17 protein-coding genes are annotated in these 15,021 nt (G+C 65.7%); 5 read left to right on the forward strand and 12 right to left on the reverse strand.

Annotated elements, in window-relative coordinates; translation table 11 throughout:
* The first annotated feature begins 1 nt into the window (after position 1).
* The 4 genes from ACRQ5Q_RS39010 to dapE all read left to right on the forward strand — a co-directional run bounded on the left by ACRQ5Q_RS39010 (position 2) and on the right by dapE (position 3,707).
* The gene (locus ACRQ5Q_RS39010) at positions 2–694 is read left to right on the forward strand and encodes a pyrimidine 5'-nucleotidase (protein ID WP_439371563.1); all 693 of its coding nucleotides are present in this window, start codon (positions 2–4) and stop codon (positions 692–694) included.
* A gap of 101 nt (positions 695–795) precedes the next feature.
* Positions 796–1,641 carry a 2,3,4,5-tetrahydropyridine-2,6-dicarboxylate N-succinyltransferase gene (gene dapD, locus ACRQ5Q_RS39015; RefSeq protein WP_439395101.1) on the forward strand — a complete coding sequence of 282 codons (846 nt, stop codon included), beginning with the start codon at positions 796–798 and terminating at the stop codon, positions 1,639–1,641.
* 252 nt (positions 1,642–1,893) lie between these two features.
* On the forward strand, positions 1,894–2,544 hold the full coding sequence (locus ACRQ5Q_RS39020; protein WP_439395103.1) for a DUF805 domain-containing protein: 651 nt from the start codon (positions 1,894–1,896) through the stop codon (positions 2,542–2,544).
* Complete coding sequence (gene dapE, locus ACRQ5Q_RS39025; RefSeq protein ID WP_439395105.1) at positions 2,541–3,707, forward strand: succinyl-diaminopimelate desuccinylase; 1,167 nt, start codon at positions 2,541–2,543, stop codon at positions 3,705–3,707. Before ACRQ5Q_RS39020 ends, dapE begins: the two co-directional genes overlap by 4 nt.
* 32 nt (positions 3,708–3,739) lie before the next feature.
* Here dapE and ACRQ5Q_RS39030 read toward each other — a convergent pair whose 3' ends face one another.
* The 5 genes from ACRQ5Q_RS39030 to ACRQ5Q_RS39050 form a co-directional block, all read right to left on the reverse strand.
* Positions 3,740–4,393, reverse strand: coding sequence for a hypothetical protein (locus ACRQ5Q_RS39030; RefSeq protein ID WP_439371567.1), 654 nt, complete (start codon positions 4,391–4,393; stop codon positions 3,740–3,742).
* Between the two features lie 117 nt (positions 4,394–4,510).
* On the reverse strand, positions 4,511–5,098 hold the full coding sequence (locus ACRQ5Q_RS39035; RefSeq protein WP_100177964.1) for a GNAT family N-acetyltransferase: 588 nt from the start codon (positions 5,096–5,098) through the stop codon (positions 4,511–4,513).
* Between the two features lie 39 nt (positions 5,099–5,137).
* Positions 5,138–6,427: a M16 family metallopeptidase gene (locus ACRQ5Q_RS39040; protein WP_439395107.1), complete on the reverse strand. Its 1,290-nt coding sequence runs from the start codon at positions 6,425–6,427 to the stop codon at positions 5,138–5,140.
* On the reverse strand, positions 6,424–7,842 hold the full coding sequence (gene thrC / locus ACRQ5Q_RS39045) for a threonine synthase (RefSeq protein ID WP_439395109.1): 1,419 nt from the start codon (positions 7,840–7,842) through the stop codon (positions 6,424–6,426). The genes ACRQ5Q_RS39040 and thrC overlap by 4 nt, the downstream gene beginning before the upstream one ends.
* Positions 7,843–8,386: 544 nt before the next feature.
* Positions 8,387–9,031 carry a response regulator transcription factor gene (locus ACRQ5Q_RS39050; protein ID WP_439371570.1) on the reverse strand — a complete coding sequence of 215 codons (645 nt, stop codon included), beginning with the start codon at positions 9,029–9,031 and terminating at the stop codon, positions 8,387–8,389.
* Between the two features lie 86 nt (positions 9,032–9,117).
* On the opposite strand from ACRQ5Q_RS39050, the gene ACRQ5Q_RS39055 reads away from it, so the two are divergent.
* Positions 9,118–10,452 (forward strand): histidine kinase, encoded by a 1,335-nt coding sequence (locus ACRQ5Q_RS39055; RefSeq protein ID WP_439395111.1) that lies wholly within the window; start codon positions 9,118–9,120, stop codon positions 10,450–10,452.
* A gap of 53 nt (positions 10,453–10,505) precedes the next feature.
* Here the strand turns inward: ACRQ5Q_RS39055 and ACRQ5Q_RS39060 are convergent, their stop codons facing one another.
* The 7 genes from ACRQ5Q_RS39060 to ACRQ5Q_RS39090 all read right to left on the reverse strand — a co-directional run bounded on the left by ACRQ5Q_RS39060 (position 10,506) and on the right by ACRQ5Q_RS39090 (position 14,987).
* Positions 10,506–10,874 (reverse strand): nuclear transport factor 2 family protein, encoded by a 369-nt coding sequence (locus tag ACRQ5Q_RS39060; protein ID WP_439371572.1) that lies wholly within the window; start codon positions 10,872–10,874, stop codon positions 10,506–10,508.
* 117 nt (positions 10,875–10,991) lie between these two features.
* Positions 10,992–11,744, reverse strand: a complete 753-nt coding sequence (locus tag ACRQ5Q_RS39065) for an SURF1 family protein (RefSeq protein ID WP_439395113.1) — start codon at positions 11,742–11,744, stop codon at positions 10,992–10,994.
* Positions 11,741–12,142, reverse strand: a complete 402-nt coding sequence (locus tag ACRQ5Q_RS39070) for a DUF983 domain-containing protein (RefSeq protein ID WP_439371574.1) — start codon at positions 12,140–12,142, stop codon at positions 11,741–11,743. The genes ACRQ5Q_RS39065 and ACRQ5Q_RS39070 overlap by 4 nt, the downstream gene beginning before the upstream one ends.
* A gap of 97 nt (positions 12,143–12,239) precedes the next feature.
* Positions 12,240–13,136 (reverse strand): cytochrome c oxidase subunit 3, encoded by an 897-nt coding sequence (locus ACRQ5Q_RS39075; protein ID WP_080133478.1) that lies wholly within the window; start codon positions 13,134–13,136, stop codon positions 12,240–12,242.
* A 78-nt stretch (positions 13,137–13,214) separates the two neighbouring features.
* On the reverse strand, positions 13,215–13,865 hold the full coding sequence (locus ACRQ5Q_RS39080) for a cytochrome c oxidase assembly protein (protein ID WP_439395115.1): 651 nt from the start codon (positions 13,863–13,865) through the stop codon (positions 13,215–13,217).
* A 5-nt stretch (positions 13,866–13,870) separates the two neighbouring features.
* Positions 13,871–14,035, reverse strand: coding sequence for a CoxF protein (locus ACRQ5Q_RS39085; RefSeq protein ID WP_439371576.1), 165 nt, complete (start codon positions 14,033–14,035; stop codon positions 13,871–13,873).
* Between the two features lie 7 nt (positions 14,036–14,042).
* Entirely contained in the window at positions 14,043–14,987 is a 945-nt protein-coding gene (locus ACRQ5Q_RS39090; protein WP_439395117.1) for a heme o synthase, read from the reverse strand.
* Between the last annotated feature and the right edge of the window lie 34 nt (positions 14,988–15,021).

Consider the following 15,021-nt stretch of genomic DNA (forward strand, 5'->3'; position numbering starts at 1 on the left):
GATGACCTCCCCCCGCCCCTTCTCCCACGTCGACACCTGGGTGTTCGACCTCGACAACACGCTCTATCCGCATCACGTCAATCTGTGGCAGCAGGTCGATGCGCGGATCGGAGAATTCGTGTGCAACTGGCTGAACGTCACGCCGGCGGAAGCGCGCAACATCCAGAAGGACTATTACCGCCGCTTCGGCACCACCATGCGCGGCATGATGACCCTGCATGGCGTCCACGCCGACGACTACCTCGCTTACGTCCACAAGATCGATCACTCGCCGCTGGAGCCGAACCCGCAGCTCGGCGAGGCCATCGCAAGGCTGCCGGGCCGCAAGCTGATCCTGACCAACGGCTCGGTCGACCATGTCGATGCGGTGCTGGCGCGGCTCGGCTTCGCCGGCCATTTCGATGGCGTGTTCGACATCATCGCCGCCGAATTCGAGCCGAAGCCGGCGGAGCAGACCTACCGGAAATTCCTCGTGGACCATGCGGTCGATCCGACACGCGCCGCCATGTTCGAGGACCTCGCCCGCAACCTCACCGTTCCCCACGAGCTCGGCATGACCACCGTGCTGGTGGTGCCTGATGGCACGAAAGAGGTGGTGCGCGAGGATTGGGAGTTGGAGGGCCGGGATGCGGCCCATGTCGACCATGTCACGGACGATCTGGCGGGTTTCCTGGCGAAATTGTCGCCACGATAACAGCCGTCGGAAGGACGACGCCGTAGCCTTGACACCGCCCCTCCAAATCCCGAAAAAGCGCCCAATCCCATCAAAATTCCCGATCTGAAGAGGAAATCCCGATGTCCCTGTCCGCCCTGGAGTCCACCATCAACAGCGCCTTCGACGCCCGTGACGGCATCTCGACCACGACCAAGGGCGAGGTGCGCGAGGCCGTGGACCAGGCGCTGGAGACCCTGGACAAGGGCGAGGCGCGCGTTGCCGAGCGCGGTGCGGACGGCACGTGGAAGGTCAATCAGTGGCTGAAGAAGGCCGTGCTGCTGTCGTTCCGCCTCAACGACATGGACGTCATTCCTGGCGGTCCCGGCAAGGCGAGCTGGTGGGACAAGGTGCCCTCGAAGTTCGAGGGCTGGGGCCCGAACCGCTTTCGCGATGCCGGTTTTCGCGCGGTGCCGGGCGCGGTGGTGCGCCGCTCGGCCTTCATCGCCAAGAACGTCGTGCTGATGCCCTCCTTCGTCAATCTCGGCGCCTATGTCGATGAGAGCACCATGGTCGACACCTGGGCCACCGTCGGCTCCTGCGCGCAAATCGGCAAGCGCGTGCACATCTCCGGCGGCGCCGGCATCGGCGGCGTGCTCGAGCCGCTGCAGGCCGAGCCCGTCATCATCGAGGACGACTGCTTCATCGGCGCGCGCTCGGAAGTCGCCGAAGGCGTGATCGTGCGCAGGGGTGCGGTGCTGGCGATGGGCGTGTTCCTGGGCGCATCGACCAAGATCGTCGACCGCGAGACCGGCGAGGTCTTCATGGGCGAGGTGCCGGAATATTCGGTGGTGGTGCCCGGAGCGCTGCCCGGCAAGCCGATGAAGAACGGCCAGATCGGCCCCAGCACCGCCTGCGCCGTGATCGTCAAGCGCGTCGACGAGCGCACGCGCTCGAAGACCAGCATCAACGAGCTGCTGCGGGATTAAGACTCTCTCCTCACCCCTCTCCCCGTTCTTACGGGGCCGCGACGAGCTTTGCTCTGAGAGGGTTGGGGTGAGGGGCCCCCCTCCGCGGAGGCGATTGCCGCGAGACCTGTACCCCCTCACCCGGATTGCTTCGCATCCGACCTCTCCCCGCAAGCGGGGAGAGGTGAAAGAGGCTCTCGCGGCGCCTATCGAACCCTCCCTCGGTCGATCGCGACCAATTTCCGGCGGCTCCCGCCGCCCGGAGCCCCTGGCATGGACTGGATCTGGTATCTCTTCCGCTTCGACGGCCGTATCAACCGCGCACTGCTGTGGCAGGCGTTGCTGATCGTCGCGCTGCTGGCGGGCTTGCTGGAGATCGCCGGTCAGCTCATCGGAATCCTCGCTGGGCGATCCACCCTGAAGCTCGGCATCGAGCTCGATTTCGACTTCGGTCTCGACGACCTCTTCAAGCTGGTCGATCCCCGCGCCTCCCACTCGCTGTCGTCCACCGATCTTGCGACCGCGATCCTCAAGACATCCGGCATGGCGCTGTTCTTCTGGATCTATCTCGCGACGGCGATCAAGCGGCTGCACGATCGCGACAGGAGGGGCTGGTGGATCGTTCCGTTCTTCTTCCTGCCCGGCCTGTTCAGCCAGTTCGCGGACGTGCTGCCCAAGTTCAGCTGGATGCCTTCGATCAGCCTGCCCTTCTCCATCCTGTGGCTGTGGGGCTTCGTCGACATGTTCTGCCGGCCCGGCAGTTCGGGGCACAACCGGTTCGGCCCGGATCCGCTTCTCGAGATCGAGGACAGTTCGAGATCGACCGCCCCCGCTGCGACAAGCTGGGACCAGAGCCGCGAGATCGAAATTGTCCCGCCCAGTGCTAGCCCACCCGGCGGCATGCATGTTAAGCGGGGCGCATGACCGATGCTCTCTCGATAGCCCGCGATCTCATCCGCTGCCCCTCGGTAACCCCTGAAGACGCCGGCGCGCTGGGGGTGCTTGAAAAAGCCCTCGGCGCCGCCGGCTTCACCTGCCACCGCGTGACCTTCAGCGAGGAAGGCACCGCCGACGTCGACAATCTCTATGCGCGCATCGGCACCGAGGGACCGCACATCACCTTTGCCGGCCACACCGATGTGGTACCGCCGGGCGACGAGAGCGCCTGGAGCGTCGGCGCATTCTCCGGCGAGGTGAAGGACGGCGTGCTGCACGGGCGCGGCGCGGTCGACATGAAGGGCGGCATCGCCTGCTCCGTCGCGGCGGTGCTGGAGCATCTCGCGGCGAATGGCGGCAAGCCGCGGGCAGACGGCGCGGGCTCGATCTCGTTCCTGATCACCGGCGACGAGGAAGACGTCTCCATCAACGGCACCATCAAGCTCTTGAAGTGGGCCGCGGAGCGCGGCGAGAAATTCGATCATTGCGTGCTGGGCGAGCCCTCCAATGTCGAGACGCTCGGCGACACCATCAAGGTCGGCCGCCGCGGCTCGCAATCCGGCACGCTCGTCGTCGAAGGTGTGCAGGGCCACGTCGCCTATCCGCACCGCGCCTCCAATCCGGTGCCGGATATCTCGCGCCTGATCGTGGCGATCTCCGACGAGCCGCTCGACCATGGCAGCGCGCAGTTCCAGGCCTCCAATCTCGAATTCACGTCAGTGGACGTCGGCAACAAGGCCTCCAACGTCATCCCCGGCGAGGCCCGCGCAAAGTTCAACATCCGGTACAACGACAACCACACCCAGGCATCCCTGCGCGAGCTGATCGAGGCGCGCTTCGCCAAGGCCTGCGGCAACCGCATCAAGGCCCGCATCGTCTGGGAGCCGTCGAACTCGAATGTATTCGTGACCAAGCCCGGCCCTTTCACCGATCTCGCGGTGTCCGCCATCGAGGAGGTGACGGGACGCAAGCCCGAGCTGTCGACCTCGGGCGGCACGTCGGACGCGCGCTTCATCTCGAGCTATTGCCCGGTGATCGAATTCGGCCTGGTCGGCCAGACCATGCACCAGGTCGACGAGCGGGTGCCGGTCACGGATCTGGAAAAGCTGACGAAGGTGTATCGCGGGATCCTGGCGCGCTATTTCGCGTAGGCCGCACGCGCCTTACAGAGCCGAATTCGCCCCTACTTCTTCTTGCGGCCCTTCGGCTCGGGCGTGAGCGCCTGCGGGTCGAAGCCGACGTAGAAGATGTAGGTATCGGCGACCGCAGCTGACGGCACCGGATAGACCAGATCTTCGACGACCATGGTGAAGGGCACGCTGCCGCCCTCCGACATCTCGACCGTGGTCCGGTAGGCCTTGGAGGCGATCACCTTCTCGCCAACGCCGCCCTGCACTACTGCGACGCGCAGGGGAACCTCGACCGATGACGGAGCACCCGCAGGACCGGCGATGACGCGGCCCTGGATACCGATCCGGGCCGTGATGTCGCCGCCGCTGCGGATGCACTCGCGCGCCATCTTGGTGATCGTGGCCTGGAAGCGCACGTCATTGCCGGCGGCCGGCTTGCCGCCGGCGCCGACCGCATAGGTGGAGGCTCCGGCGCGCACCGTGACCTGCGGGCAATCGACGTCGTCGTCGGCCGCGGGCTGGCCGGGCGCGGGCGCCGGCTTGGGCTGGGCCGGCTCGTCGGACTTGCCCCCGAACAGGCTCTTGAAGCGGTCGCTCAACGACTGGGCCGCCACCGGCGAGACGGAGGCGAGCGCAACCGACAACGCCAGCGCGACCGCCGTCCCCTGCCGCAACGTAGTCCGCGAAGACCGAAGCTCCTTCACCATCGACGCCCATACTCCATAAACAATGTTCGGCCGACCGGCCGGCCTTGCGGGTTATATCGCCAAAATCGGCGAACCCAAGGCGGCAAAAGGGGATTTGCGCCGCACGAATCGGGCGGCTCAGCCGCGGAAATCCTCGTGCAGCAGGCCGAACAGCAGGTGGTCCTGCCAGACCCCGTTGATGCAGAGATAGCGGCGAGCGAGGCCCTCGCGGGAGAAGCCGCACTTCTCCAGCACCCGGATCGACGGCGCGTTGGTGGGGATGCAGGCGGCCTCGACCCGATGCAGATTGAGCTCACCGAACAACGTCGGCAGCAGCACGCGCAACGCGGCCGTCATGTAGCCGCGATGGGCATGGGGCTGGCCGATCCAATAGCCGATGGTGCCGGCCTGCACGATGCCGCGCCGGACATTGGCGAGCGTGATGCCGCCAACCATGGCGCCGTCGAGCTCACGGAAGATCAGGAACGGATAGGAGCGGTCCGCCGCGATGTCCTCGGAATAGCGGCGCAGGCGGCGGCGAAAGCCGGAGCGGGTCAGATCGTCCGACGGCCAGATCGGCTCCCAGGGCGTGAGATAGTCGCGGCTGGTCTCGCGCAAATGCGCCCACTGCAGGAAGTCGGACATCTGCGGCGCGCGCAGCAACAGACCGTTGCCGCGCGGAGCGAGCGCGGCGGGTCCACTGGACGGCAGGCGAAAGAGGGCCATGGTGATGCTTCCCGGGGCGGGGGCTTCCTCGCGCGGCTCCTAATGCAGCCGCGCCTTGGCGCGCGCCCGAGTCAATCCTTCCGCAAAAGATACCGCCGTGTCCAGACCCCTGCCGCTGCCCAATGCGACAACTGCAGGGCGGCTGCGCGAAAGCAGCGCGCGCGCCGCGTCCCGTGTCGATTCGACGCTGACGTCGTCGATCCGGGCCACGAGTTCCTGCACCGTCTGCGGCCGGCCATAGGCGAGCACGTGCCGGGCGAGCTGCTCGGCGCGGGACGAGCAGCTCTCCAGTGCCATCAGGAGCCCTGCCTTCATCTGAGCCTTGGCGCGCGCGATCTCGGCCTCCGTCAGGGTCTCCACCGAATCGTTCATGATGTCGACCACGACCTCCATCATCTCCGGCGCGTCGGCCGGATCGGTACCGGTGTAGAGGCCGAAGAAGCCGGTGTCGGTATAGGGCGCGTGGAACGAGTAGATCGAATAGCAGAGGCCACGCTTCTCGCGCACCTCCTGGAACAGCCGCGACGACATTCCGCCGCCGAGGACGTTGGTGAAAACTTGAAGCGAAAAAAGCGACAAGTCGTTCTGCGGCACGCCTTCCAGCGCCAGCGTCAGGTGCGCCTGCTCGAGCTCGCGATGCACCACCTTGGCGCCGCCCTTGCCGAACTGGGCGGGTTGCGGCTTCGGGCCCGGCGTCGCCTCGAAACTCGCAAAGCGCTCCTCGACCTCGGCGACCACCTTGGCGTGATCGACCGCGCCGGCGGCCGCCACCACCATGTCGGGACCGCGATAATGCGTCGAGAGATAGCCGCGCAGCATGTCGCGGTTGAAGCTGCGCAGCGTCTTCGCCGTGCCGAGCAGCGAACGCCCCATCGGCTGGTCGGGATAGCAAAGCTCGTTGAGATGCTCGAACACGACGTCGTCGGGCGTGTCCTGCGCCGCGCCGATCTCCTGCACGATGACGTTCTTCTCGCGCTCCAGCTCGTCCGGCTCGAAGGCGGGATTGGCCAGGATGTCGGCGAGCACGTCGAGCGCGAGCGGCACGTCGGCCTTCAGCACCCGCGCATAATAGGACGTGGTCTCGGTCGAGGTGCCGGCATTGAGGTCGCCGCCGACCGCCTCGATCTCCTCGACGATCTCGCGCGAGGAGCGCCTGGTCGTGCCCTTGAACGCCATGTGCTCCAAGAGATGCGAGATGCCGTGCTCGTTGGGCTTCTCGTCGCGTCCGCCGACGCCGGCCCAGACGCCGAGCGCGGCTGTCTCCAGATGAGGCATCTTGTCGGTGACGACGGTGAGGCCGGACGCAAGCTTGGAAATCTCGACGCTCATCCGGCAACTCCCTGCTTTGCGGCGCGGCTGACCGACAGCACGAACCGCTCGACCTCGGCCTGATCGTTCTTCATCACCTTCATGTGTTCGGATTTGGTCATGAGACCGTCGAGCCAGGCCGGCAGTTGCGGCCGCTGGCCGCAGGCCGCTCCGACCGCATCGGGGAATTTGGCCGGATGGGCGGTGGAGAGCACGATGCTCGGCACCCGGGTGTCGGTGGTGTCGCGGTCGGCAACGGCGAGCGCCACCGCGGTATGGGGGTCGACCAGCTCGCCCGCCTCGCGCCAGGCGGCGCGGATCGCAGCGGCAGTCTCGGTCTCGTCGGCCCGCCCGGCGTCGAACTCCTCGCGGATCGCGGCCAGCGTCGCGTCAGGCAGCACGAAGCGCCCGGACTGCTTCAGCGCATCCATCAGGCGGCGCACGCCGGCCGCATCGCGCCGGCCGGCCTCGAACAGCAGCCGCTCGAAATTCGAGGAGATCTGGATGTCCATCGACGGCGACGCCGTGGCGTGCACCTCGCGCACCTCGTAGATGCCGGTCTTCAGCGTGCGCGCCAGGATGTCGTTGACGTTCGCGGCGATGCGCAGGGTGCGCACCGGCAGGCCCATGCGCTTGGCGACATAGCCGGCGAAGATGTCGCCGAAATTGCCGGTCGGCACCACGAAGTCCACCGCACGCGCCGGCGCACCGACGGCGACGGCGGAGGTGAAGTAGTAGACCACCTGGGCGACGATGCGTGCCCAGTTGATGGAGTTGACCCCGGAGAGCGAGGTCGCATCGCGAAAGCGATGGTTGTTGAACATGCTCTTCACGAGCGCCTGGCAGTCGTCGAAGGTACCTTCGATGGCGAGCGCATGGACGTTGGCCGCGCCCGTCGTCGTCATCATCCGCTGCTGCACCTCGGAGATGCGGCCGTACGGAAACAGCACGATGAGGTCGACGTTCTCGAGGCCGGCGAAGGCTTCGACCGCGGCGCCGCCGGTATCGCCGGAGGTGGCAACCACGATGGTGGTGCGCTGGCCGCGCTTTTCGAGCACATGGTCCATCAGCCGCGAGATGAGCTGCATCGCCACGTCCTTGAAGGCCAGCGTCGGACCGTGGAACAGCTCCAGCACGAACTGGTGCGGCGACATCTGGCGCAGCGGCACCACGGCGGGATGGCGGAAGGTGGCATAGGCCTCGTTCGCCATGCGGCCGAGCTCGGCATCGGAGATCTCGCCGGCGGCGAAGGGACGGATCACGTCGACCGCGACCTCCCAATAGGGGCGGCCGAAGAAGCCGGCGATGGTCTCGGCCGGGAGCTGGGGCCACGTCGCCGGGACATAGAGGCCGCCGTCACGCGCAAGCCCGGTCAGCATCACGTCGCAGAAGCCGAGTTCAGGGGCCTCGCCCCGGGTCGAGATATAACGAGTCAAACTGCCCTCCAAAGGCCGGCCGAGCCTGAGCCAGATCCGTAAGCCTTTGATTTTAAGAAATTACTTGCCAACTGCCAGAGGCTTCGCGCCACCATAAAGTGTTTTGCGGCATCGGCAAACCGCTTCCCGCCCGGGCCATTCAAACGAAAAGGGCTGCGGCCGTGCCGCAGCCCTCTCTTGGAAGGTCTGTCGTTGATATGTGCAGACCGGTTTGGCTCGTCCGGGACGCCTGCCCGCTAAAACTGTTGGTGCAAGCTTTCGTCGCCTGTCACGAACTCGTCAAGCGCAAAACGGCGCATCCCGGCAAATGTTCCTATTTCTCCCGGTGCGCGCCAATACCGCTACTCCCGCCGCGACCAGATCAGAAGGTATTTTGCCGGTCTTTCCTGAAGCTCCGATCCAGGCAGGAACCAACATCGCTTCGGCCCATTGTGTCGGCGGACGGCGTCAGCCGCCGGCCATGCATTGCCCGGCCGGTGGAGGCGCCGATCCGTCGGCCGAACCGCTGCATCCTGGAGCAGCCGGTTCGGTCGCCGGCGGCAGGTCAGCCCATCCCGATCTCCACGGCGATCCGGATCAGGTCGGAATGGTTCTTGGCGCCAAGCTTCTGCTTGAGCAACGAGGTGGTGTTGGCGACGGTCTTGTAGGAGATGCCGAGCGCCTCGGCGACCTCGACGATCTTGTCCCCGCGACCGAGCAGGCGGAGGATCTCCAGCTCCCGCGGCGTCATTTGCGAGGCCGGATTGGCCTTGATCGCGGCGCCCGAGAAGGTCACGGCCTCCGCGAGCTGGGGCGAGATGAAATTGTCGCCCGCGACCACCTTGCGGACCGCTTTCAGCAGGATCCGGGGATCGTCGCCCTTGGAGACATAGCCTTGGGCCCCAAGCTCGACGGCCCGCACCACGAAGGCCGGATCGTCGTTCATGCTGAACATGATGATCTTGGCCTCGGGATCGTCTTTGCGTATGCGTCGCATCAGCTCGAAGCCGGAGACATCGGGCAGGCTGATGTCGATCACGGTGACGTCGGGCCGCTTGCTGACATAGGCACGGTGCCCGGATTTGGCGTCGGTGGCCTCTTCGATCCGGATCGAATGGTCGGAGGCAAACAGGGTACGGCAGCCCGACAGCACCACCGGGTGGTCGTCGACAATGAGAATTCGGGTCGCCGGTTTGGCAATATCTTGCATCGCGCGCTCTCTCGTTTTGCGACTCATAGACCGGCGGGAACAAATGGAAAGAGCAAATCACGCCGATGCGCGTTAGAATTGACCTAATGTGGCAACGACTTTCCTTCAGGACGCAACTGTTTCTTCCGCTCGGCGCAGGTTTTCTCGCGGCGCTGGTCCTGAGCGGCATATTGCTGCAGATATTTGCAACCGGTCAACTGGCCGACGAGAACGAGCCGGCTCGACGTTCGATCAAAACGATCGCCGCCGCGCTCAACAACACCCTGCGCGCCTCGGACGATCCGCAGAAGACGCTCCAGGCCTTTGTCCAGTCCCTGGACACCTCTTCCGATATCCAATTCCGCGCAGCGGAGGCGGGCCCCATCCCGTCGGTAAAGGACGGCCTGGCCAACCTTGAGGCGGTTCCGCGGTGGTTTCTCAACCTCTTGACCGTGCCGGACCTCGACGCTGCGTCGCCGGTGGTCATTGACGGCAGGCACGTCGGCGACATCGTGTTCGTGCCGGACCTGTCGGCCGATCTGTTCGAGAAGTGGGTCGGCTTCCTCGCGCTGACCAGCCTTGTCGTCGTGCTGATGGTGCTCACCGGCACCATCGCCTATGTCTTCGCGGGATCGGTGGTGCGTCCGCTGCAATATCTCGGCGAAGGACTGACGCGAATGCGGCGCGGCGACTACGCGACGCCGATCCCGGTCGGAGGCCCGCCGGAGATCCGGCGCAGCTGCGAGGCGGCCAACGCTCTCGGCGCAACGCTCGCACAACTGAGCCAGGACAATCGCGACCTGTTGCACCGCCTGGTGTCACTCCAGGACGACGAGCGGCGCGATCTCGCCCGCGAGCTGCACGACGAGCTCGGCCCGCTGCTGTTCAGCATCCGCGCCGGCACGATCTCGCTGATGGAGGCCTCCCCACCGGCAGGAAATCTCGGCAATTCGGCGGAGGAGGTGCTGCAATCGGTCGAGGCGCTGCAGCAGACCAACCGCCGCATCCTCGACCGGCTGAGCCCGCTCTACATCGAGGAACTGGGGCTGGAGACGAGCGTGCAGACGCTGCTTCGGAACTTTCGCAAGCAGGCACCGCATATCGGCCTCACGGCCAGGATCGATCCCGGCCTCAACGCCATCGACGGGCCGCTCGCCCAGACCGTCTATCGCGTGATCCAGGAGGCGCTGACCAACGTGCTGCGCCATGCCGGAGCGAGCAATGCCGATGCGCAGGCCTCTATCGTGGGCGACGGGCTCGTCATCGAGGTCTCCGACGACGGCGGCGGATTTCCCGAGGGCAATTTGTTCGGCCGCGGCCTGACAGGCATGCATGAGCGCGTGCGCGCGCTCAGCGGCTCGTTGTCATTGTTGCGCGCGGATGAGCGAACCTATGTGCGCTGCCACTTGCCGGTGGAGAAGGCGCGAGACGCGCCCCCGTGACGCCAAAGCGCGATGAGATCGGGATGATCGACATCGCGCTTGGTGCTCGTGCTTCAGCAAGCGCAGCCGTCGTGGGCGTTCTGTCGCGAGGGCGTGCACTGCGTGCTGTAGATCTTGCCTTCCGGGCTGAAGCGAAACGAGGCGTGAATACGCAGTGCGCCCGCGACGGAATATTCGAGATCGACGCCATGCGGCGCCGGCTCGATCTCCTCCAGTCCGAAACCCGCCGCCAGATAGGCGCTGAGCCGCGACCCCCAGTAGCTTTCGAGCTCGCGCCTGCCGCGATGATAGTGCTGCATGCCATTGCACGTGCACTCGACCAGCGCATCGTCCGCATAGAGGTCGAGCAACATCGCAAGATCGCCCTTCCTGCAGGCATCCACCCAATCGACGACAATTCCCATCTGATCGATATCGCTCACGCTGCATTCCTGTCTGCCGCGGACAAACTCGAGCGGCTTGGGATCACACTCGTGAAAATGGATTGAATAATAAAGTCCGGACGATTCCGGATCCTGTCCGGGAACCTACGGGCGCCATTAACCTTCGCGCCGGGCGCGCATCCAGACGCCGAAGGCAATCAGCACCGCGCCCGCAAGCGTGAACCAGGTGACGGCGTATTGCAGATGATCGTCCTTCAGATGCACGTCGAGCGGGCCTGGCCGCGGAATGCGGTTCTCGGGCACCGGCTGCTCGAGGTCGACATAGAACGGCGCCACCGCGCCCCAATGAAGCGCGCTTGCGATCGCGAGATGATCGCGCACGAACCACAGCCGCTTGTCGCGATTCGCCTCCGGCGTCATCCAGCCAGGTGCCTCGGGAAAGCGGAGATAGCCGGTGAGCGCGACCGGTTGCCCGGTCACGAGCTTCTTCACCGCACGGTCCTCGACGCTGCGGTCCTGCATCGTGTTCTCGACGAAGCCCGCATCGATCACGACCATCTCGCCGGTCGCAAGCCGCGCCGGCACGAAGGCCCAGGTGCCAGGACCTGAAGCGTCCTTGCGGACGGCCGACCCGGACGAATAGACCATCGCGTCGGGCAGCGGGGCATAGGTCGCGGTGAAGCTGACACGGCGGAATTCGTCGCGGGCGGGATTCAGCGCCGCCCATTGTGCAGCCGGCGGCAGCGCAACGGGCGCTGCGGCCAGCCGCTCGGTGAGCGCCGCGATCAGCTCGTGCTTGGCGGTCCGGCGCTGCAATTGCCAGACGCCGAGCGCGACGAAGGTCGCGGTCAGGACCAGCGTGAACAGTGCGAAGCCGGCCACGCGAGGCTTGCGCGCAGTCTCTCTCATTTCGCGCGGTCGATCAGCCGGCCGGGCGCCGCCTTGTGGTGGAACTGCAGTGCGATCAGCAGCGACTTCATCGAGCGCAGCGGCAGCAGCGTGGTGGCGAGGATCAGCGGCAGCCAGAGCACCGCATGCAGCCAGAACGGCGGCTGATACTTGACCTCGACGACGAGCGCGCAGCCGACGACGATGGCGCCGGCCAGCATGATGATGAAGATCGCCGGACCATCGCCGGAATCGATGAAGGCATAGTCGAGGCCACAGCGATCGCAGGCCGGGGCGAGGTTGAGGAAGCCCGCATAGAGCTTGCCCTGGCCGCAGCGCGGACATTTGCAGGCAAGCCCGCGCAACGCGCTTTGCAGGACGGTGGTTTTGGGCTCGGACGGACCGGCGGTGTCGTTCATGATGGCGTGCCTTATCACATTTTCCGCTGAATCTTGCGGCGGCCGGAAAGCGAAAGGGCGGCCCTGCGGCCGCCCTTTCCAATCAATCCATCACAGCTCAGTGCGCGCCGTGAGCCATGGTCTCGGCACCGTGTCCCCACACATAGATGCAGAGGAACAGGAACAGCCAGACCACGTCGACGAAGTGCCAGTACCAGGCGGCGAATTCGAAGCCGAGATGCTGCTTCGGCGTGAAGTGGCCGGCATAGGCGCGCGCTAGGCACACGATCAGGAAGATGGTGCCGACCAGCACGTGGAAGCCGTGGAAGCCGGTCGCCATGAAGAAGGTCGCGCCATAGACGTTGCCGGCGAAGGAGAACGCCGCGTGGCTGTACTCATAGGCCTGCACGCAGGTGAAGAGCGCGCCGAGCACGACGGTGAGGATCAGGCCGTATTTGAGGCCCTGGCGGTCGTTCTCGAGCAGCGCGTGGTGGGCCCAGGTCACGGTGGTGCCCGACGTCAGCAGGATCAGCGTGTTCAGGAGCGGCAGGTGCCAGGGATCGAAGGTCTCGATGCCGTGGGGCGGCCAGGTGCCGGGGACCGCGCAGGCGCCGGCCTGGGTGCCGAGACCGCAGCCGAACACCGCGTCGCGGGTGGCGTGGACGGCGTCGGCCGGGAACAGCGCCGCATTGAAATAGGCCCAGAACCAGGCGACGAAGAACATCACCTCGGAGGCGATGAACAGGATCATGCCGTAGCGGTGATGCAGCTGCACGACCCGGGTGTGGTCGCCCTTGTACTGGGCTTCCTTGATCACGTCGCCCCACCAGCTCGCCATGGTGTAGAGCACGCCGACGGTGCCGACGCCGAACACGATCGGGGCGGCCGCGAACATGTGGTGCATCCAGGCGATCGCGCCGACCGCCATGATGAAGGCCGAGAGCGAACCGACGGCGGGCCAGGGAGAGGGATCGACCAGGTGATAGTCGTGATGCTTGCCTTGCGCCGTAGCCATGTCCGTCTCTCTCCTCAATCCCGTGCCTATCAGGCACTTATCCCCTTGCGTCCAACCTTCCGGGCGTGAGCACGGCGGTCAGAGATTTCCCTTGCGTTTGTCGGCTTCGCCCGATGCCAGCGGCTTCACCACCGGATCCTTCACCGGATAGAATGTGTAGGACAGTGTGATCGTGCCGAGCCCGTCGTTCTCGCGGTCGTCGGCGATCGAGGGATCGACGTAGAACACGACCGGCATCTCGCGCTTCTCGCCCGGCGCCATGGTCTGCTCGGTAAAGCAGAAGCAATTGATCTTCTGAAAGTAGGAGCCGACCGTCAGCGGCGCGACGTTGTAGGCGGCTTGCCCTGCGGTGGTGCGCGCAGCCAGGTTGGTGACCGTGTAGAAGACAGTCACGACCTGGCCGATATTGACCTCGATCTCGTTCTGCTCGGGCTCGAACTTCCAGGGCAGGCCGGGCGCAACGTTGGAATCGAAGCGCACTGCAATTTTCCGTGCGATCGGACCGGTCGCGGGTGCGGAGGTCGCGACTTGCGTCGTGCCGTTGAAGCCGGTGGCGCGGCAGAACCAGTTGTAGAACGGCACCGCCGCGTAGGAGGCACCGACCATCAGCGCGACCACGCCGCCGCAGATGGACGCAACCACCACATCACGACCCAGCCCGCGGCCCTTGGCACGGCCCCTGGCCGGCTTGGCGCTGACGTCGCGCGATATGGTCGGCTCTTGATCCATATTTCCTACATCGGCCGGACTAGCACCGCCGGTCCCTTGACCAAGGTGACGGCGAAGAAAAGCACCACGAGGACGCCGAGCGCCAGAGCAATGGCAATGGAGCGCTGACGACGGCTTTTCTTCTGCGCCTCGGTGAGGACGATTCCATCTGGCTCGGGTTTGTCAGCCATTCCTGCCTCATGCGCCCCCGACCATCGGAGCAAGCGCCCGGAACACGACCTCGGCCAGCAGGGTCGCGAACAGCGCGAACAGATACAGGATCGAGAAAGCAAACAGTTTCCGCGTCGCACGCAGCGACTGGCTGCGCTCGCGGCGCAGATAGACGTTGATCGCGAGCACCAGCATGCCGGCGCCGAGGATCAGCGAGACCACGCCATAGACGGCGTCGAAATAGCCGAGCGCCCAGGGCGCGGCGGCAACCGCGATCAGCACGACGGTATAGAGCAGGATCTGCAGACGCGTCGCGTCGGGGCCGGCGACGTTGGGCAGCATCGGAATGCCGGCGCGCGCGTAATCGTCGGAGCGGAACAGCGCCAGGGCCCAGAAATGCGGCGGGGTCCAGAAGAAGATGATGGCGAACAGCAGCAGCGGCTCGACGTCGACCGTGCCCGTGACCGCGGCCCAGGCCACCACCGGCGGCAGGGCACCGGCGGCGCCGCCGATCACGATGTTCTGCGCGGTCCAGCGCTTCAGCCACATCGTGTAGATCACGACGTAGAAGAAGATGGTGAAGGCGAGCAGCGCGCCTGCGATCCAGTTGACGAGGATGCCGAGCGTCATCACCGAGAAGAAAGCGAGCGTGGCTCCGAACGCCATCGCCTCCGGACGGGTGATGCGGCCGCGCGGAATCGGCCGGTTGGCCGTGCGCGACATCTTGGCGTCGATGTCGCCTTCGAGCGCCATGTTGAGCGCACCGGAGGCGCCGGCGCCGACGGCGATGCAGAGCAGCGAGGTGATCGCGAGCACGGGATGGAAATGCCCGGGCGCCATCGCCATTCCGACCAGCGCGGTGAAGATCACCAGCGACATCACCCGCGGCTTGAGCAGCGCGATGTAGTCGGCAACCTCCGCTTCGGAGATGCGCGGATCGATGTCGACGGCGTTGTGGTCGAGAACGGACACTTAATTCAACTCGCTTCGTTATAGAGCCGCGGCG

Origin of the sequence: Bradyrhizobium sp. PMVTL-01, from assembly GCF_051861855.1 — a bacterium.
In the GTDB taxonomy this organism is placed as follows: Bacteria; Pseudomonadota; Alphaproteobacteria; order Rhizobiales; family Xanthobacteraceae; genus Bradyrhizobium.